Origin of the sequence: Streptococcus sp. E24BD (genome assembly GCF_041807825.1) — a bacterium.
Taxonomy (GTDB): domain Bacteria; phylum Bacillota; class Bacilli; order Lactobacillales; family Streptococcaceae; genus Streptococcus; species Streptococcus entericus.
Window position 1 is genome coordinate 55,546 of record NZ_JBGTZB010000003.1, and the last position, 19,237, is coordinate 74,782.

At 43.9% G+C, this 19,237-nt stretch carries 16 protein-coding genes, 3 tRNA genes and 1 pseudogene; 17 read left to right on the forward strand and 3 right to left on the reverse strand.

Annotation, left to right across the window (positions count from 1 at the left end; genetic code table 11):
- Positions 1–102: 102 nt before the first annotated feature.
- From ACERC5_RS01250 to rpsA, 11 genes are all read left to right on the forward strand, one after another.
- A complete protein-coding gene (locus tag ACERC5_RS01250) occupies positions 103–849 on the forward strand; it encodes a TrmH family RNA methyltransferase (RefSeq protein ID WP_373658313.1) in 747 nt (248 codons plus the stop codon).
- 44 nt (positions 850–893) lie between these two features.
- On the forward strand, positions 894–1,364 hold the full coding sequence (locus tag ACERC5_RS01255) for an HD domain-containing protein (protein WP_373658314.1): 471 nt from the start codon (positions 894–896) through the stop codon (positions 1,362–1,364).
- Between the two features lie 145 nt (positions 1,365–1,509).
- A tRNA-Arg gene (locus ACERC5_RS01260) sits at positions 1,510–1,581 on the forward strand.
- Between the two features lie 378 nt (positions 1,582–1,959).
- Positions 1,960–3,858: a restriction endonuclease subunit S gene (locus tag ACERC5_RS01265; protein WP_373659950.1), complete on the forward strand. Its 1,899-nt coding sequence runs from the start codon at positions 1,960–1,962 to the stop codon at positions 3,856–3,858.
- Positions 3,859–3,923: 65 nt separating this feature from the next.
- On the forward strand, positions 3,924–6,374 hold the full coding sequence (gene parC, locus ACERC5_RS01270) for a DNA topoisomerase IV subunit A (protein WP_373658317.1): 2,451 nt from the start codon (positions 3,924–3,926) through the stop codon (positions 6,372–6,374).
- An 8-nt stretch (positions 6,375–6,382) separates the two neighbouring features.
- Complete coding sequence (locus ACERC5_RS01275; protein ID WP_373658318.1) at positions 6,383–6,820, forward strand: GNAT family N-acetyltransferase; 438 nt, start codon at positions 6,383–6,385, stop codon at positions 6,818–6,820.
- 61 nt (positions 6,821–6,881) lie between these two features.
- The gene (locus ACERC5_RS01280; protein WP_373658319.1) at positions 6,882–7,331 is read left to right on the forward strand and encodes a rhodanese-like domain-containing protein; all 450 of its coding nucleotides are present in this window, start codon (positions 6,882–6,884) and stop codon (positions 7,329–7,331) included.
- Positions 7,332–7,426: 95 nt separating this feature from the next.
- Positions 7,427–7,657: a DUF2969 domain-containing protein gene (locus ACERC5_RS01285; RefSeq protein ID WP_373658320.1), complete on the forward strand. Its 231-nt coding sequence runs from the start codon at positions 7,427–7,429 to the stop codon at positions 7,655–7,657.
- Between the two features lie 60 nt (positions 7,658–7,717).
- A tRNA-Tyr gene (locus tag ACERC5_RS01290) sits at positions 7,718–7,798 on the forward strand.
- A gap of 5 nt (positions 7,799–7,803) precedes the next feature.
- A tRNA-Gln gene (locus ACERC5_RS01295) sits at positions 7,804–7,875 on the forward strand.
- A 100-nt stretch (positions 7,876–7,975) separates the two neighbouring features.
- Positions 7,976–9,166, forward strand: coding sequence for a 30S ribosomal protein S1 (gene rpsA / locus ACERC5_RS01300; RefSeq protein WP_373658321.1), 1,191 nt, complete (start codon positions 7,976–7,978; stop codon positions 9,164–9,166).
- 107 nt (positions 9,167–9,273) lie between these two features.
- Here the strand turns inward: rpsA and ACERC5_RS01305 are convergent.
- Positions 9,274–10,091, reverse strand: a pseudogene (locus ACERC5_RS01305) (IS30 family transposase).
- A 277-nt stretch (positions 10,092–10,368) separates the two neighbouring features.
- Complete coding sequence (gene guaA / locus ACERC5_RS01310; protein WP_373659355.1) at positions 10,369–11,928, reverse strand: glutamine-hydrolyzing GMP synthase; 1,560 nt, start codon at positions 11,926–11,928, stop codon at positions 10,369–10,371.
- Between the two features lie 162 nt (positions 11,929–12,090).
- On the opposite strand from guaA, the gene ACERC5_RS01315 reads away from it, so the two are divergent.
- The 4 genes from ACERC5_RS01315 to trmFO are packed head-to-tail and all read left to right on the forward strand — an operon-like array spanning position 12,091 to position 15,312.
- Positions 12,091–12,789 (forward strand): GntR family transcriptional regulator, encoded by a 699-nt coding sequence (locus tag ACERC5_RS01315; RefSeq protein WP_373659356.1) that lies wholly within the window; start codon positions 12,091–12,093, stop codon positions 12,787–12,789.
- Positions 12,789–13,778 carry a hypothetical protein gene (locus ACERC5_RS01320; protein ID WP_373659357.1) on the forward strand — a complete coding sequence of 330 codons (990 nt, stop codon included), beginning with the start codon at positions 12,789–12,791 and terminating at the stop codon, positions 13,776–13,778. Before ACERC5_RS01315 ends, ACERC5_RS01320 begins: the two co-directional genes overlap by 1 nt.
- The gene (locus tag ACERC5_RS01325; RefSeq protein ID WP_373659358.1) at positions 13,775–13,963 is read left to right on the forward strand and encodes a hypothetical protein; all 189 of its coding nucleotides are present in this window, start codon (positions 13,775–13,777) and stop codon (positions 13,961–13,963) included. Before ACERC5_RS01320 ends, ACERC5_RS01325 begins: the two co-directional genes overlap by 4 nt.
- Before the next feature lie 14 nt (positions 13,964–13,977).
- Positions 13,978–15,312 (forward strand): methylenetetrahydrofolate--tRNA-(uracil(54)-C(5))-methyltransferase (FADH(2)-oxidizing) TrmFO, encoded by a 1,335-nt coding sequence (gene trmFO, locus ACERC5_RS01330; RefSeq protein WP_373659371.1) that lies wholly within the window; start codon positions 13,978–13,980, stop codon positions 15,310–15,312.
- A gap of 142 nt (positions 15,313–15,454) precedes the next feature.
- Here the strand turns inward: trmFO and ACERC5_RS01335 are convergent, their stop codons facing one another.
- Entirely contained in the window at positions 15,455–16,243 is a 789-nt protein-coding gene (locus tag ACERC5_RS01335; protein ID WP_373659951.1) for a PASTA domain-containing protein, read from the reverse strand.
- 199 nt (positions 16,244–16,442) lie between these two features.
- On the opposite strand from ACERC5_RS01335, the gene ACERC5_RS01340 reads away from it, so the two are divergent.
- Together ACERC5_RS01340 and ACERC5_RS01345 are read left to right on the forward strand one after the other, a co-directional pair.
- Positions 16,443–17,195 (forward strand): ABC transporter ATP-binding protein, encoded by a 753-nt coding sequence (locus tag ACERC5_RS01340; RefSeq protein WP_373659360.1) that lies wholly within the window; start codon positions 16,443–16,445, stop codon positions 17,193–17,195.
- Between the two features lies 1 nt (position 17,196).
- A complete protein-coding gene (locus ACERC5_RS01345; RefSeq protein WP_373659953.1) occupies positions 17,197–19,164 on the forward strand; it encodes an ABC transporter permease in 1,968 nt (655 codons plus the stop codon).
- The last annotated feature ends 73 nt before the right edge of the window (positions 19,165–19,237 follow it).

The window sequence follows — 19,237 nt, forward strand, 5'->3', positions numbered from 1 at the left end:
TAGTGATAGAAAGCGTTTTAGAATAACACAGAACTGATTTTTATATAACAAACACATCTTTTCTTTCAGTATTTTTTAAGTGATTATGCTATAATATTTACCATGACTATCATTACCTCTAAAGCAAATAGCTTGATTAAGCAGGCTAAAAAATTACAGCAAAAGAAGTATCGGATCACCTCTTACTTGATTGAAGGCTGGCATCTTGTTGAAGAAGCGCGATTGTCTGGATCAGAGATGCTGCGTGTGTTTGTTTTAGCAGAAGAGGCTTACCGAGTGTCTGATTTGCCACAGGCTGTCTTTGTTAGTCCGGAAGTGTTACGTGAGTTATCAGGTTCGCCATCACCGCAAGGGATTGTTGCGGAGGTTGCCATTTCTCATCCAGATGTAACTAAACTTGAAAAAGGTCGCTATCTGGTCTTGGAAGATGTTCAGGATCCTGGAAATGTTGGGACGATGATTCGGACAGCTGATGCCGCAGGGTTCGATGGGGTGTTGATCAATCATCGCACAGCAGATATTTATAATCAAAAAACCTTACGTTCTATGCAAGGAAGTCACTTCCATTTGCCGATTTACCGCTTGCCTATTGAAGAGATCATTAGCCAGCTGAAGGCTATTGAGGTGCCTGTTTTAGCGACTACTTTGTCTGAGCATTCGGTTGATTATCGGACATTAACTGGCTACGACCATTTTGCTTTAGTGATGGGAAATGAGGGTTCTGGGATTTCAGCAGCAATGGCTGAGCAGGCCGATGAGCTGGTGCATATTCCTATGCCTGGTCGGGCTGAAAGTCTCAACGTTGCGGTAGCTGCAGGGATTATGATGTTCAGACTGGTCAATCTCTGATGATAGCGACATGCTTTGCTATGGCTACTAGAGAGGAAAATAAGATGACTTACAAAGATGACAAGGAATACATGGCTCTGGTCGGTCATTTAATCCGCCACCCAAAGGTACAACGACTAGAAAGTATTGTTCACCATTATCACTCGACCCGTTTGGAGCATTCGATAAATGTGTCTTACACCAGTTATAAAATTGCCAAGAAACTGGGATGGGATGCAGCGAGTACAGCTAGGGCAGGTTTGTTGCACGATTTATTCTATTATGACTGGCGTCACCAAAAGTTTAATAAAAGCCATGCTTGGGTACATCCGCGTATTGCTTTGCGCAATGCTAAAAAGCTAATCAATACGAACAAGGTGGAAGAAGACATTATCTTGAAGCACATGTGGGGAGCAACAATCGCTTTTCCTCGTTACAAAGAGAGTTATATCGTGACCTTGGTGGATAAGTATTGGGCAATCAGAGAAGGCTTGCAGCCTGTGACTAGATTTTTTAAGCAAGTATTTGCCAGTTAGTCTGCGCCTTGATTTGTCGGATGAGGTTGTTGATGAATTAGTTATTGATTAAGCCCTGATGATATATAGATTTAGTAACCGGTGCTTAAAAAATCATCATCTAACTATTTTCAAATTTACTGAAATATGATATACTTGAAAGTAGCCAGCTTTAGTGTAATGGATATCACGCAAGATTCCGGTTCTTGAGATAGGGGTTCGATTCCCTTAGGCTGGATAGAGACGTCTCCCTTTCTTTGTCAATAAGAAAAAGGGATTTTTTTGAAACAAATGGGATAACTTTTGAAATGGCGATAAAAAACGTTGCCATTTTTTATTTTTTCTGTAAAGAACGAATCAGTTTTTACTATTTTAGTAATCTTCATCCTGTATAATTGCGATTAGTTCAAACTGTTTTTAAAGTTTTGAGGTCTATTTTTGATATATTTTGGTATAATGCTAATAGGCTTATTAGTAAAATAAAAGTCTAATGCTATCTAAATCTAAAGACAAATTATACCAAACATAGCTTTAGTGGATTCTCATTTATAACTATTGTTCAGTATAGGGAGTGGAAGAAACTTCGAGATATACTGTAATTTAGTAAAGGAAAAGTATGAGTGAAAAATCAATAGATATGAAAGTGTCTACAAAATTAAAAGAGCAAGGCTATAAAGATAAGGATATTAATTATGGCTATCTTTTACCTTCAAGTGGTAATAAAGATTTTATACCTGATGATGGAAAACTTTATCATTCTAAGTCAGGTAAGACGACACGGGCAGAGTTTGAATATCTTGTTTTTGCAGGAAAAGGAAAAAATAGAACAGAACGCTTGATTCTAATTGAAAATAAAGACACTATCACAAAATTGGGTAAAGTTGAGGATATTGGCAAGGAAGTATCTCTGTATAAATTAGCTGTAACAGATGGTTTTTTCTATGCTCATGATATACTTTCTAAAACAGAAAAAGTCAAGTCAGTTTTTGTGTTAGCTGTAGCTGGAGATGAATTAGAGACAACTGCTATATTTGTTTATAAGCATTCATCTATTATTGATAAATACAGTAAACAAAAAATTTACAAATATGATGATGAAATTTCCTATATTTTTATTGAAAAATGGAATGACTGGGATCAGTTAGAAAAGAATAAATTTAATAAATATATTAACGAAGAAATTTTAGGCTTAAACTCTCCTGATAACGAAATAAATTTAGCTCATATTCGAATTGTCGCAGGAAAATTATCAAATACAATCGATAAAAAATTGAAATTAGATCCTTTCAAGCGTTTATTACTAGTATCAGGATTATTATTAGGCATTAATGAAGATGAGAATGTTATAAAGTATTTTTCAAAAAGTAGTGGTGGTGAACATCTGTACACACAGATAAAGGATGCTTTGCCAGAGGATAAATTTAGCTCGGATAAAAAAGACCAGCTGTTAAATAGTTTTAGGTTTATCAAAAGTGATAAGAAGATAACTAAAGAATTGATAAACCCTAAAACAAACAAGTCAGAAGGTTATCCGCTTGCTCTTATTGCGAAGGAATTAAGCAATGTCATTACTTTGAGTGATACTGTTAACTCAGATGAAACATTATTTTATCAAGAAAAAAATTTTATTGGATTTAGTCATGTCAATAAATTAGTGCCAAAGTATGAGAATTTTAATAAATATCATGCTTTGTATGTAATCTCTGCTTTTAAGAAAGCTATTCGAGGAAAATATGATTACGGGACAAAGTTTACAGAGCATATAGAAGCTACTGAAATAGAACTTCCTGTAAGTGATTATGATTCTTACGAGCCTAATTGGAAGGCTATGGAGAAAATGATTCAATCTGTCACTCCTAAGTATTTGGAAGAGTTAGAAAGACAAGGGCAAGAACAAATTCATAAAATCCACGATAAGCAATCCGGCATAATTAAGCTTTTAGAGATTGAAAATCTTGAGTTGACAAGTGAAGATAGGGAAATTCTTTCGCACTATCCCTCAAAAAAGTGGGAATCGATAAAAGTATCGGATATTTTTGATAAAATTTCAAGAGGAAAGAGGTTGATTGAGGCGCACCGTATAGCAGGAAAATTACCCTTTATTACTGCTGGAGTAAACAATCAAGGAATTTCTAGTTATATTTCAAATTCTGATGTTGAAATATTTCCAGCTAATAGTTTAACGATTGATATGTTCGGGAAGGTTTTTTATCGGAATTTTGAATATGGGGCAGACGACCACGTAGCTATTATGTACAAGGAAGATAATTCTTTGTCTAGAATGGCGTTGTTGTTTATAGCTCCAATTATTAAGCAATCAATTTTGGGAAAATTTGATTATGATCAAAACTTTTATGCTTCAGATGTTTATGATATTACTATAAAATTACCTTTTTTAGATAAAAAACCAGATTGGGAATACATGGAAAAGTTTTCTGAAATTATGGTAAAAAAATCATTGAAAAAATACGAGCAAGAGATTGCTCTTCTTATCAGTAAATTTTTAGAAACGTAGTTTTTATTGCTGAGGATAAGAATTTTTTAGACGGCGATTATCATAAAAAACAAACAGGAATTACTATGTCAAACATTCAACACATGTCCTTAGAGGACATCATGGGAGAGCGTTTTGGGCGCTACTCCAAATACATTATTCAAGAGCGAGCCTTGCCTGATATTCGTGACGGGCTAAAGCCCGTGCAGCGGCGGATTCTCTACTCCATGAACAAGGACGGCAACACCCACGATAAGGGCTATCGCAAGTCGGCCAAATCTGTCGGGAACATCATGGGGAATTTCCACCCTCACGGGGACAGTTCCATCTATGAGGCCATGGTCCGCATGTCGCAGGATTGGAAAAACCGTGAGATTCTAGTTGAGATGCACGGGAACAACGGTTCTATGGACGGGGATCCGCCGGCGGCCATGCGGTACACGGAGGCACGTTTGTCCGAGGTGTCCAGCTTCTTGCTCAATGACATTGACAAGAAAACGGTTCCCTTTGCTTGGAACTTTGACGACACCGAAAAAGAGCCGACTGTCCTGCCAGCAGCCTTTCCAAACTTGCTGGTCAATGGAGCGACAGGGATTTCGGCTGGTTATGCCACCGACATCCCACCGCACAATTTGGCTGAGGTCATTGACGCAGTGGTCTACCTGATTGACCACTCCAATGCCACGGTTGACAAGCTCATGGAGTTCCTGCCGGGGCCTGACTTCCCGACAGGGGGGATTATCCAAGGGGCGGACGAGATTAAAAAGGCCTACGAGACTGGAAAAGGGCGGGTCGTGGTGCGGTCAAAAACCGCTATCGAGAGCCTTAAGGGCGGCAAGGAGCAAATTGTCATTACCGAGATTCCTTATGAGGTCAATAAGGCTGTCCTCGTTAAAAAGATTGATGATGTGCGGGTCAATGCTAAGGTGCCAGGAATTGCCGAGGTGCGTGATGAGAGTGACCGAGACGGCCTACGGATTGCCATTGAGCTCAAGAAAGATGCCGATAGCCAGACCATTCTCAACTACCTTCTCAAGTACACCGACCTGCAAATCAACTATAACTTTAACATGGTCGCCATTGACAACTTCACCCCTCGTCAGGTCGGCTTAGCCAAGATATTGACCAGTTACATTTCCCACAGGCGGGAGGTCATCGTTGCGCGATCTCGGTTTGATAAGGAAAAAGCAGAGCGGCGACTTCACATTGTTGAGGGGTTGATTCGAGTACTGTCCATTCTGGATGAGGTCATCGCCCTCATCCGTGCTAGTGATAACAAGGCTGACGCCAAGGAAAACCTCAAGGTCTCCTACGACTTTACCGAGGAGCAGGCAGAAGCTATCGTGACCCTCCAGCTCTATCGCCTGACCAATACCGACATTGTCACCCTAGAAGAAGAGGACAAGAGCTTGCGTGAGCAGATTGCGACTTTATCCGCCATCATCGGTGACGAGAAGACCATGTACCACCTGATGAAGCGAGAGCTCCGTGACGTTAAGAAAAAGTTTGCCAGTCCACGTCTGTCAGAGCTGCAGGCAGAAGCTCAGTCTATCGAGATTGACACAGCTAGCCTCATCGCCGAGGAGGAGACCTATGTCAGCGTGACCCGAGCAGGCTACCTCAAGCGCACTAGCCCACGCTCCTTCTCTGCCTCTACGGTAGAGGAAATCGGCAAGCGTGAAGATGATGAGCTGATCTTCTTGGCACAGGCCAAGACGACCCAGCACCTGCTGGTCTTCACAGACCTCGGCAATGTCATCTACCGTCCTGTCCATGAGTTGACAGATACCAAGTGGAAGGACATTGGAGAGCACTTGAGCCAAACAGTGACCAATTTTGACCAGCAGGAGCAGGTGCTCTATGCTGAGATTGTTGACCAATTTGACACGACGACCTACGTTGCCACCACGCAGTCAGGGCAAATCAAGCGGGTAGAGCGAAAAGAATTTACCCCTTGGCGAACCTACAAGTCTAAGTCAGTCAAGTTTGCCAAGCTCAAGGATGACACCGACCGTGTGGTGTCCCTCTCGCCAGTTGCCTTGGATGACATCATGGTCGTGACAACCAATGGCTACGCTCTGCGATTTAACGTCGAAGAAGTCCCAGTGATCGGCAGTAAGGCCGCAGGGGTTAAGGCCATCAACCTCAAGGACGGTGACCAAGTAGCCACAAGCTTTGTCGTGACCAGTAGCAGCATGTACCTCTTGACCCAGAGAGGTAGTCTCAAGCGGATGGCTGTCGCAGACATCCCAACCGCCAAGCGGGCAGGTCGAGGCCTTCAAGTCCTCCGTGAGCTCAAGACCAAACCTCACCGTGTCTTTGCGGCAGGCAGTGTCCAGTCAGAAGCTACAGAGCTAGATTTGTTTAGCACAGAAACCAGTCAGCAGACAGAAGTCTTGCAAGTAGTGGACCAAGCAGGCGCGACTTATACCATCAACCTAGCAGAGCTCGGTCAGTCCGAACGCACCAGCAACGGCAGCTTCATCTCGGACACGATTTCAGAGATTGGTGTGGCAAGAGCTAGTATGCTAAAATGAGGTCAAACATGATTCGCTTAGAGACGATTACCCCTGAGAATTGGCGAGTAGACCTAGCCGTTTCGGCTAATCAGTTATCTTTCGTTGCTCCTCGTGAAAGGATTTTAGCCAGAGCCTATGCCTATCGCGCAGAGCATAGCCGTGTGTTTATCATTTTTCATGATGATGTCCCTATCGGGATGGTACTCTACTATGATTACCCCAAAGGTCAGACCTATGAGCTTAGCCAATTTTTCATCGACGAAAGATACCAGGGACGAGGTTATGGGCGTCAAGCCATGTTACAGGTTTTTGATGTCATGCTAGCAGACGGTCGTTACCAGCAGGTTCGGCTATGCTACACAGCTGACAATCCAGCCACTAGGCGATTTTCTAACTCACTTGGTTTCCAAGCAACCTCTGAAGGAGATGATGAAGAGATTGTGATGGTGCGACCTTTAAGCTAACTGATTACTTCCATCTTCCGTAAGAGGCAAGATTTTTACTGAAATATGAACGGAGTATTTTATGAAAAAATTATCTCTCCTAGCCTTGGTAGGGCTAAGCCTGGCGGCTTGCGCTAATCAGCAGACTAGTCAGCCAGCACCCGCACAGACAGAGCGGGCAACAACTAGTATCGATTGGAGCAAGGCTGGTCCTGATGCTCAGAAACATCAGATTAGCTTTGCCGATGTCGAGCAGGCTGTTGCAGATGGTGCCGTTTTCTACGATGTCCGCTCGAAAGCAGAGTATGACTCAGGTAATTTTGGTATCACCGAGAGCTTTCCAATCACCGATATGGAAGCCGGAAAACTGCCAGACCTGCCTAAGGACACGCCGATTTATGTCCACTGCCTCAAAGGCATTCGCTCAGCACAGGCAACGAAAATCTTGCGTGACGCTGGTTTTATAACCATCTATGACATGGGCGGTCTGGTACATGTCGAGGCCATTGGTGGGCAACTGATTAAGCCGTAGAGAAATAGCAGAGCAGATAGGCTGTTGAAGGGACTAATCAAGCTTGTAAGCTCAGCTATTTTCCTGTAAAATAACCATAGAAAGGAAGTGAAACCATGAGTAAAAAGGATAAAAAAATTGACGTTCAGGTTACAGATGCTCAAGTAACTGTGGAAGGGCAGCAAGTTGAAGGGTTTGAGCTCGTTATTGGCAAACGTGTCATTGGGCGCATTGCAGAGCTGGATAATAAATTTGTTACCTTAAAAAATGATAAGGTTGATAGTTTTTTCAAAACGTTGGATTTGGCGATCACACACATTGTTGAAGAATACAACTTAAATCACTAAAAAATAGCTTAAAAGGCTTGCAATCAACAAGAAATTGTGGTAAACTGATTCTTGTTGTATGGGAAGATAGCGAAGAGGCTAAACGCGGCGGACTGTAAATCCGCTCCTTCGGGTTCGGGGGTTCGAATCCCTCTCTTCCCATTTTTTGGGGTATAGCCAAGCGGTAAGGCAACGGACTTTGACTCCGTCACTCGTTGGTTCGAATCCAGCTACCCCAGTCTTGGTCACGGTTCGCCCAGCTGATTTTCAGCGACCTAGAGAAATATTTTTGTTGTCAAAGGTTAGTGCGAGCTAGCTTTTGTTGGAGGATTTTTTAGAATGAATGAATTTGAAGATTTGCTAAACAGTGTTAGCGAAGTGAACCCAGGTGATGTTGTCACTGCTGAAGTATTGACTGTTGATAATGGTCAAGCTAACCTTATCATTAGCGGTACAGGTGTTGAAGGTGTTTTGACACTCCGTGAATTGACAAATGACCGTAATGCAGACATCAACGACCTTGTTAAAGCTGGCGAAACACTCGAAGTGCTTGTTCTTCGTCAAGTTGTAGGTAAAGATACTGATACAGTGACTTTCCTCGTCTCTAAAAAACGTTTGGAAGCTCGTAAGGCTTGGGACAAATTGATTGGTCGTGAAGGTGAAGTGGTTAATGTTAAAGTGACACGCGCCGTTAAGGGTGGTCTTTCAGTTGAGTTTGAAGGACTTCGTGGATTTATTCCAGCGTCTATGATTGACAGCCGCTTTATCCGTAACACTGAAAAATTTGTTGGTCAAGAATTTGACGCAAAAATTAAAGAAGTTTCAGCTGCAGATAACCGTTTCATCTTGTCACGTCGTGATGTTGTTGAAGAAACAACGTCAGTAGCTCGTCAAGAAGCCTTCTCTAAACTGGAAGTTGGTTCAGTTGTTACTGGTAAGGTTGCTCGTTTAACAAGCTTTGGTGCCTTCGTTGAACTCGGAGGAGTTGACGGTTTGATTCACGTGACTGAATTGTCACACGAGCGCAACGTTTCTCCAAAATCAGTTGTAACTGTTGGTGAAGAAGTTGATGTTAAAGTTTTGGCGATTGATGAAGAAGCTGGTCGTGTGTCATTGTCACTTAAAGCAACAACCCCTGGACCTTGGGATGGCGTTGAGCAAAAACTTGCTACTGGTGATGTGATTGAAGGTCAAGTGAAACGTTTGACAGACTTCGGTGCTTTTGTTGAAGTGTTACCAGGTATTGACGGATTGGTTCACGTATCACAAATCTCACACAAACGCATCGAAAAACCAAAAGAAGTTCTTTCAGTTGGTCAAGAAGTAACTGTAAAAGTTCTTGAAGTTAATGCTGAAGCAGAGCGCGTATCATTGTCTATCAAGGCTCTTGAAGAGCGTTCTGGTGAAGATGGTGAAAAACGTCAGTCACGTTCACGTCGTCCACGCCGTGAGCAAAAACGTGACTTTGAATTACCAGAAACACAAACTGGTTTCTCTATGGCTGACTTGTTTGGCGATATTGAGTTCTAATTGATAAAAAATAAATAAACTAAAGTGAGTTTCAATTCAACGAAGCTCACTTTAGTTTTTTATGTTTATTTTTAGTATTAGATAAATTGCAAGAATAAGTGCAACAGTTATCCCAACTCATTTATGAGAGCTTCCGAGGGCATTCTGTAAGCCAAGCATTTTCGTGGTCGGTTATTGATGTCAAATAAGACTTTCGCCAATTGTCCATCAGAAATAGCAGCCAAATCGGTTTTCTTGGAGAAATATTCCCTCAGTAAACCATTGGCGTTCTCATTGCACCCTCTTTGCCAAGACGAATAGGAATCCGCAAAGTAAAAAGGAATGTCTAAGTTTTCCACCAAGGGATAACAGGCAAATTCCTTCCCCCTATCTGAAGTAAAGGTTTTAAAGGCTTCTTTTGGAAATAACGTCAGGAGTTGTTCGATGGCTGAAAACATGGATNGACCGAAAGTCTGACGGTCCTTAACTTCTTTAGGGCGTTTGGAAATCGGTGTTCCAATCATGAATTTCCCACGAGTTTCTCTGGGTTGTCGGCTTTTTCCTTTGCGACGTAAGACGTTGAGTTCTATGTCGATCAAGCCAGCATAGAGCCAGTTATAGATGGTCTTAAAAGCGACCATTGGCTTGTCTTCCAGCCGATAGCGACCGCAAATCTGTTCGGGAGACCAAGAGGCTCTCAAACCTTGTTCAATCTCCGCTTTTAACTCAGGGGTCAAACGAGACTGTCGTCCTTTTTGCTTAGCCTTTTGGTCAACATGTTTCTGGGCTAGGTCTGCGGAATAAGCAGCCGGACACCGTTCTAACTCTCTTGAGATGGTAGACTTATGGACGCCAAGTTTACTAGCAATTTGATGAGGTTTCAACCCTAATTCTAAATAAGTCTCTATCTTTATTCGCTCTTTTATGGTTCATGGGAGTAGCTCATAGGTTTCCTCGTGTTCTGGTAGTGTGGTTACGTACAGTTTACACGACAGAAACGCTATGAGTTTTTTTGTTGCACTATATTTTACAATTTATCAGTATTAAAAAAAGAAGCCCTAGAGGACTTCTTTTTGGAGACAATTTGGAGACAGTTCAAACCATTTTATCTCGTTTTAATATTTTATACAGTTGTTAAAATGCTGTTAGTTCAAATGAGTTAAGCTTAAGCTCTTAGTATCAGCTTTTTAGGATTAGAGGCTAAACTAGTCCACAGGACTAGTTTACTCCCACTCAACTGTTGCAGGTGGTTTGCTGGTGATGTCGTAGACGATGCGGTTAACATGGTCGACTTCGTTGACGATGCGGACAGAGATTTTTTGCAGGACATCCCACGGAATTTTAGCAAAGTCAGCGGTCATGCCGTCGATGGAGGTGATGGCACGGATAGCGATGGTGTAGTCATAAGTCCGACCATCTCCCATGACGCCAACAGAGCGGACACCGGTATTGACAGTGAAGTACTGCCAAATGTCACGATCAAGTCCTGCCTTGGAAATCTCCTCACGCAGGATAGCGTCGGATTCACGGACGGTCTCAAGTTTTTCCTCGGTAATTTCCCCCATGACACGGATGGCAAGACCTGGTCCTGGGAATGGTTGCCGCCAGACAATCTCATCAGGCATACCAAGAGCGGTTCCCAAGGCACGGACTTCATCTTTGAAGAGGGTGTTGAGGGGTTCAATCAGCTCAAACTGCATGTCTTCGGGTAGACCGCCAACGTTGTGGTGGCTCTTGATGGTCTGAGCCGTTTCAGTTCCAGACTCGATGATGTCCGTGTAGAGTGTTCCTTGGGCGAGGAACTTGACATCCTTGAGCTTGCTAGCTTCATCATCAAAGACATAGACAAATTCGTTGCCGATAATCTTACGTTTTTGTTCTGGGTCAGAAATACCAGCCAACTTATCGAGGAAGCGTTTGGCAGCGTCAGCTTTAATAATCTTCAGTCCAAACTTGCCACCCAGCATGTCCATGACTTGGTCAGCTTCACCTTTTCGGAGCAGACCATGATCGACAAATATACAGGTCAGTTGGTCACCGATGGCGCGTTGCAAGAGGACCCCAACGACAGAGGAGTCAACGCCACCAGACAGTCCCAGTAGGACTTTTTTGTTGCCGACAGTGGCACGGATGTTCTCAATAGCCATGTCAATGAAGTTGTCCATAGACCAGTCCTGACGGGCTCCACAGATGGTAACTGCAAAGTTTTTCAGGATGTCATTTCCGTAGACAGAATGGCGCACCTCTGGATGGAATTGAATACCGTAAACCTTGATATCGTCATTTTCAATAGCGGCATAGGGACAGTCGGCAGAAACGGCTGTGCGAACGAACCCGTCTGGGATTTCCGTTACCGCATCACCGTGGCTCATAAGTACCAGTTGCTCCTCAGGCGTATTGCCAAAGAGAGCGGACATCTTGTCGTGCTGGAGTGGCGCTTGCCCGTACTCACGGTGACCAGCCTGCCCAGCAGGCACGACCTTCCCCCCAAAGGTTTGGGTAATCAACTGCATGCCGTAGCAGATACCGAGAATGGGAATGCCTAACTCGAAAATCTCAGGGTCGATGGTAAAACTGCCATCCTCGTAAACAGAGTTTGGACCACCAGATAGGATGATACCGATAGGCTTGATAGCACGCACCTCATCGGCAGAAATTTTGTGGCTAAGCAATTCCGAAAAGACACCGAACTCACGGATACGGCGAGTGATCAGCTGGTTGTACTGGCTACCGTAGTCGAGAACAATAATTTTTTGCACATCTGGGGTAGAAGTAGTGGTCATGGGCTTCCTTTCTATCAAAAAGCAATTATCCTCTCTATTTTACCATAGACAGCACTTTTTTTGTAGTAAAATATATAAAATCAGTTGGAACGTTTGTTCTAGGAATATTTATGTTATAATGAAAGGTGTCTAGCTATACCAATTAGCAAGTAAGGAGATAGCATGTTACCAGCTTATATGATCATCAGAGATGAGTTGAAAAAACAGGTAGATGAGAGAAAGTGGTCTGTTGGTGATCGTTTGCCTAGCGAACGTGATTTGGCAGAAGCATTTGGGGTGAGTCGGATGACCTTGCGTCAGGCGGTCACTCTACTCGTTGATGAAGGTGTTTTAGAGCGCCGTGTCGGATCTGGGACTTATGTTGCTAGCCGACGTGTACAGGAGAAGATGAGGGGGACGACTTCTTTCACTGAAATCGTGACCTCACAAGGGCGTTTACCATCCAGTCGCTTAATTTCCTATCAACGAAAGGTTGCTAGTGAGACGGAGTGTCAGCAGTTGGGCTTATCAGCTGGTGAGCAAGTCATTCGTATGGAGCGGGTACGCTATGCGGATAATCTACCTTTGGTTTATGAAGTTGCAAGCATTACTGAAAAGCTGATTAAGGGGGTTGACCGCAAGGACATCACGGAACATTTTTTCCAAACCTTAACCGCAAACGGCTATGCCATTGGCAAGAGCCAGCAGACTATCTATGCCAAAACGGCTAGCGAACGGGTAGCTAGCTATCTGGATGTGACCAAAGGACATGCGATTTTGGCACTGACTCAAGTGTCTTATTTCACTGATGGTCAGCCTTTCGAGTATGTCCGTAGTCAGTACGTTGGCGATCGGTTTGAGTTTTATTTGGAGAATAATTAATGACTAGTTTTGATTTATATCTTCCCCCAAAAGAAGAGCTTGTCTTGAATCCTAATGAGCTTAGTCTCTATCGTTATGATTTGCGTTATTTGTCTCTAGCCCCTCTACAACGTGTTACAGCAAATAGATTATCGGAAAAAATGTTTCAAGTGGTACAAGAAAATGGACTTTTAGAACGTTTAACAAATTCTGATAAGAAAGGTGATGTAGAGTATGTCGCAAGTTTGACTGATTATGCCAAGGACAAGTTGGCCAAAGGAGAGTGGGTTATTGGCACGCGTAAAGAAACAGGTACTCTTTATGGTGTCCTAAAAAATGCTCATACTGGGAAAATTGTTCATCAAGTTGACTTAGTTCCGAGTGAGATTGAGCAATTGGCACCTTTGACAGGTTTATCAGCTATTCAAGCTCAGTTGGGCCAGATTGTTAGACAGTTAGAAGATATTGCGGGTGTTCTTGCTCGTGTGGAACAAGGACAATATACCGATCGTTACGCAGGCTTTTTCACAGCTCGTCAACTTGTCATTGAAGCTCTAGTTTCTAGAAATGACGCCGTTAAGCAAAAATTGCTCATTTCAGCCATTGAACAGACAAATGAAACACGGTCTAGATTAATGTTGGCTCTACACCTTGATGTGACCAGTTACACGAATCCTAACTTATCTAATCGTGATAGTACTATTCTAGAATATCGGATTCCTCAAACAATTAATTACTTAAATGCCCTTGTTCAGTTGACAGTAATCACTTATACGGCTTTGGAAGAAATGGATGCTATTATAGCGTGTTTAACCAATTATAAAACCTTCGTCAAAGACATCTTCTTTACTCCTTACACAAATGACGGTCGTTGTTTAGCTTGGCAACTGGATAATTTTAGCAAGGGAAATAGTTCGTATTTTAGAAACTCATTTTCGGATGTGACGACAAATATTGAGAAAGTTATTGAAACAGCTACACAATTATCATTGGAGGATAGAAAGTTATGAGTGAAGTAATCATTAAGAAATGTTTAGAATTGACCTGTGAAAAAGAGGTTCATCAAACAGGTGCTTATTTTTGCGGTGAACACGAAAAAGGATTCAGGAGATCAAGAAAATTTATCGTAGGTAGCCTTTTAACCCTTGAAACGTCAGCTGTTTTATATAAATTAAACAATAAAGACAAACATTAGAAATGGAAACTATCATGACAGCAACCTACATCAACGTTATCGGAGCAGGCTTGGCGGGGTCTGAAGCGGCCTACCAGATTGCCAAGCGGGGCATTCCTGTCAAGCTCTATGAAATGCGTGGGGTCAAGGCAACGCCCCAGCACAAGACAGACAACTTTGCTGAGCTGGTCTGCTCGAACTCTCTGCGTGGGGACAGCTTGACCAACGCGGTTGGGCTCCTCAAGGAAGAAATGCGCCGTTTGGACTCGGTTATCCTGCGAGCAGCAGAAGCGACCCGTGTGCCTGCTGGCGGAGCGCTAGCTGTTGACCGCGAAGGCTTTTCAGCTCTTGTGACGGCAGAAGTGACCAACCACCCTCTGATTGAGGTCATTCGCGAAGAAATTACTGAGATTCCGACAGATGCCATCACGGTGATTGCGACGGGTCCATTGACCAGCGACAGCCTAGCGGCTAAGATTCACGATCTCAATGGTGGTGCTGGTTTTTACTTCTATGACGCGGCTGCTCCTATTATTGATAAAAATACCATCGACATGAGCAAGGTCTATCTCAAGAGCCGCTACGACAAGGGTGAGGCGGCTTACCTCAACTGCCCTATGACTAAGGAGGAGTTTCTAGCCTTCCATGAAGCATTGGTCACTGCTGAAGAGGCGCCACTCAACAGTTTTGAGAAGGAGAAGTACTTCGAGGGCTGTATGCCCATCGAAGTCATTGCCAAGCGGGGCATCAAGACCATGCTCTATGGCCCAATGAAACCAGTGGGCTTGGAGTATCCTGATGACTACGAGGGACCTCGAGATGGCGACTTCAAGACCCCTTATGCTGTTGTCCAGCTCCGTCAGGACAATGCAGCTGGCAGCCTCTACAATATCGTCGGTTTCCAAACCCATCTCAAGTGGGGGGAGCAGAAGAGGGTCTTCCAGATGATTCCAGGGCTGGAAAATGCCGAAATTGTCCGCTATGGGGTCATGCACCGCAATTCTTATATGGATTCGCCGACCCTTTTGGAGCAGACCTTCCGCTCTAAACTTCGTCCAAATGTCTTTTTCGCTGGGCAAATGACAGGCGTTGAAGGCTATGTCGAGTCAGCTGCCAGCGGTCTGGTGGCTGGTATCAACGCCGCTCGTCTCTTCAAGGGCGAAGAAGCCGTCATCTTCCCAGAGACGACGGCTATCGGTAGTTTGCCTTACTATGTGACCCATGCCGACAGCAAACATTTCCAACCCATGAATGTCAACTTTGGCATTATCAAGGAGCTGGAGGGCGAGCGTATTCGCGATAAAAAAGCCCGCTATGAGAAAATTGCGGAGCGAGCACTGAATGATTTGGACCGTTTTTTGACCGTTTAGGAGAAAGCCATGCGACTGCTAAGCCATTCAAAATGATGATAATCTTGATTTGGCAGTTTTAACGACACACCACAATACATCACCTTAAAAAAAGAAATAAATTCCCTCGAAGTGGCAAGACATCGAGGGAATTTTATGATTTCTATTTTTTCTGATTAAAGAAGTTTTGGAGATTTTTGCCGACATCACCAATCACTCTGCCAGCACCATCTGCAACCTTACCTAACTGATTGATGTTGTCACCGACGAGTTTCCCAGCCAGTCCTAGACCGTCTGCGATGACTTTTTGAAGCTGTTCTTGTTGAGCTTTGTCCTTGTCGACGAGGGCCTGGCTCTGGGCGATAACCTCCTCAGTTAGGTAAAAGACACGGATCACAGTTCCTTGTTGTGTCACCTTGGTCAAAAGGTTCGGCTTAGGGTCGTTATCAACAACGAGACCAACCGTTTTATTAGCCCAGTCTTTACGAGGCTCCGCGATGACTTTGGAAGCGGTAAATCCTTTTTTCTCCAGTAACTCGAGCACATCGTCTAACATCATACCTGCAAGGACTGGGAGGTCGACCTCTCCATCGCTTTGATCAATAATATCAGCATCAACGTAATAGAGGTTAATAATAGTGTTAGGGTGAAGACGACCGGCTTTTGGTTGCATATCAACAACTTCATTGGGGCGTTTATCTACCCAACGCTTGTCTGGTTTGACTAGGGTAATCACCACGTTAAAGCCTAATTTCTCGAGGGCATTTTTAGCTTGGTCGAGGTCTGTTCCGATAAACTGAGGAACGGTGATGAGTTCTTTATTGTGTTCATGATGGCGGTCGAGGGCTTTTTCGACATGGGGTTGAGCAAATTCAAGAGCCTGTGCAGCACCTAGAGCAAATTTTCCAACCTTTATAGCTCCTTTAATTACTTTTGGATTTATTATAGCCATAATCATCTCCTTTGCTTAGTTGTCGTTTTATTATAGCATGTTTTAGTAGCTTTCGCAAAAAAATAGAGCGGTTTCAATGAGTTGAAAATCCTGTGTAATGCTCTTCCATTTTCCCAAAAATAAACCTTACAATCCTGTAAGCGCACGGGCTAAGAGAGTGGGGTATAATAATAGTATCAAGAAACAAAGGGGTGTCATTATGCTACTACAAGTTAATCATTTGGAGAAGGTTTTTAAGACCCGATTTTCAAAAACGGAAGTTCGTGCCCTGCAAGATGTGGATTTTGCGGTTGAGGAGGGTGAGTTTATCTCCATCATGGGGGAGAGCGGGTCTGGGAAGACGACCTTGCTCAATATTCTAGCGACCTTGGACAAGCCAAGCAAGGGGCAGGTGGTGCTGAATGGTCAAGACATCACGCAGATTAAGGACAGCAAGCTCTCCGAGTTTCGCTTGAACAATCTGGGCTTTGTCTTCCAAGATTTTAACCTCCTGGACACCCTGTCGGTGCGGGACAACATTTATCTGCCGCTGGTGCTTAGTCGGACAGCGGTCAAGGAGATGGAGAGTCGACTCTCTCCCCTTGCTCCTAAGCTCCGCATCGCAGACCTTCTGGACAAGCGTCCTTTTGAACTGTCCGGTGGGCAGAAGCAGCGGGTGGCGATTGCAAGAAGTTTGATTACCCGTCCACAGCTGATTTTAGCGGACGAGCCGACTGCGGCGTTGGACTACCGCAATTCGGAAGACCTGCTCAATCTCTTTGAAGCCATCAACCGTGATGGGCAAACCATCCTCATGGTGACCCACTCCGCCAAGGCTGCCAGCCACGCCAAGCGGGTACTCTTTATCAAGGACGGCAGGATCTTCCATCAGATTTACCGAGGGCAACGCAGCAATGATGACTTTGCCAAGGACATCTCCCTCTCCATGTCAGCCCTCTTAGGAGGTGACTGAGATGTTTTATCTAAAATTAGCGCTCAATAACATCAAAAATGCTAAAGAAGCCTTTGGTCCATTTATCCTAGCTAGTCTAGTCCTCTACTTGCTTAATGGGTCAACGTTACTGGTGCTATTTAGTCCGATAGTGAAGACCATGCGTCAAGGCACCATCACATTGGCTTTAGCAACAATTGTTCTTAGCTTTTTTTCCGTCATTGTTGCCATTTATAGTTTTAATGTTCTCCTCAAGCAACGTAGTCGTGAGTTCGGACTCTATAACATGTTGGGCATGAACAAGAGACAGATTGGTCTTGTCGCTAGTTTGGAGCTGGTTGCCATCCTGCTCATTGTCCTAGGCCTTGGGAGCCTGTTGAGCAGTGGTTTTGCCCATGTGTTTTACCTCATCTTTATCCACCTGGTCAGAGGAAACCATCTTGATTTCAGCCTTTCATCGCTGGGTTTTCTGGCCAACAGCATGATTTTTTCAGGGATTTTTGCCCTATTGATGCTGATCGGGTGGAGTAGGGTCAGGTCCTCCTCACCCTTAGTGCTTTTTCAGACAGCAGAAAGTGGTGAACGTGAGCCCAAGGGCAATGCTTTTTTAGCCTTGCTCAGTCTGCTAGCCCTAGGTGGTGGGTATACCTTGTCTTTAACTTCTCATCAAGCGGAAGGGCTCTTGCTGCTTGGTCGCTTTTTTATCGCTGTGATCTTAGTCATCATCGGTACCTACCTCTTTTACATGTCTTTTATCGCTTGGTTTTTGAAACATCGCCGAGCTAATAAGACTTATTTCTACCAGCCCGAGCACTTCATCACGACTAGTCAGATGATTTTCCGCATGAAACAACATGCGACAGGGTTAGCCAATATTACCATGCTGGCCATCATGTCCTTTGTGACCATTGCCACCACAGTAGCCCTCCACACAGGCATGATAAGCAATCTGGATCGTCTCTACATCGATGACACCAATACTCAAATACGTTTCGTCGCTGAAGAGGAGGGACAAGGGCGAGCTGATTTTCAAAAGTATGTGCTGGATAAACTGCCAGAGCACAAGCCCTACATTAACTATCAAGTGACCATGTTTCCTGTTCAGCTAGGGCAGGGGCGGCAGTTTGTGGCGACAGCGGATGCGAGGTCAAACGGAGATGGCTTGGGTTTATCCTATCTCTATGTGGTTAGCTTAGAAGATTTTCGCAAGTTTGGTAATGAGGTCGCCGACTTGGCACCTGGTCAAGCCTATTTTTACCAGCCAAACGGCGCCAATCAGCTGGATAGTTTTGAGTTTCTGGGGTATCATCTGACGATTAAGGATAATCTTAAAACAGCTCGCTATTCTGACCTGCTTAACACCGTCTCATCGGTTCTGCTTGTAGTGGAAAATGCTCAGGTACGTGATGCTCTTTATCAAGCCCATACGAGTTTGAAAAATCCACCAATGCCCTTTGATTCGCGTTATCAGGTCTTTATGACCCTAACAGAAGAAGAGTTGCAAGACCTGAAAACGAGCAATGCTGATTTGCTTTCCCCTGATGGCGAACTCATCGCAACTGTCTTGACGAGGAAAGATTTTCACGAGGTGGCAATCGGGTTTACAGGTGGTTTCCTCTTTGTCGGTTTTCTCTTAGGCATCGCCTTTCTGCTTGGAGCTGCCCTGATTATTTACTACAAACAGTATAGCGAAGGGCACGAAGATAAGCGTTCTTATCGGATTTTACAGGAAGTTGGGATGTCTCGTCAAGACGTCAAAGGCACCATCAACTCTCAAGTTCTGACGGTCTTCTTTATGCCCTTGGTCATTGCTGTGCTTCATTTCTTACTAGCTCTGACCATGCTGAAACAGATGTTGGCACTTTTCGCTGTTCATTCGTCCGTGTTAATTTATACCGTCAGTGGGCTCGTTATCTTAGGTGTTATCGTGTTCTACTTTGCCATTTATAAACTGACCAGTAGAACCTATTACCGTATGATTGAAAGGTAACTGTTATGACCATTTCTTATCACGACCGTTTACGGGACTGTCGATGCTTATTTGCTCTTAGGAGGTGATTAAG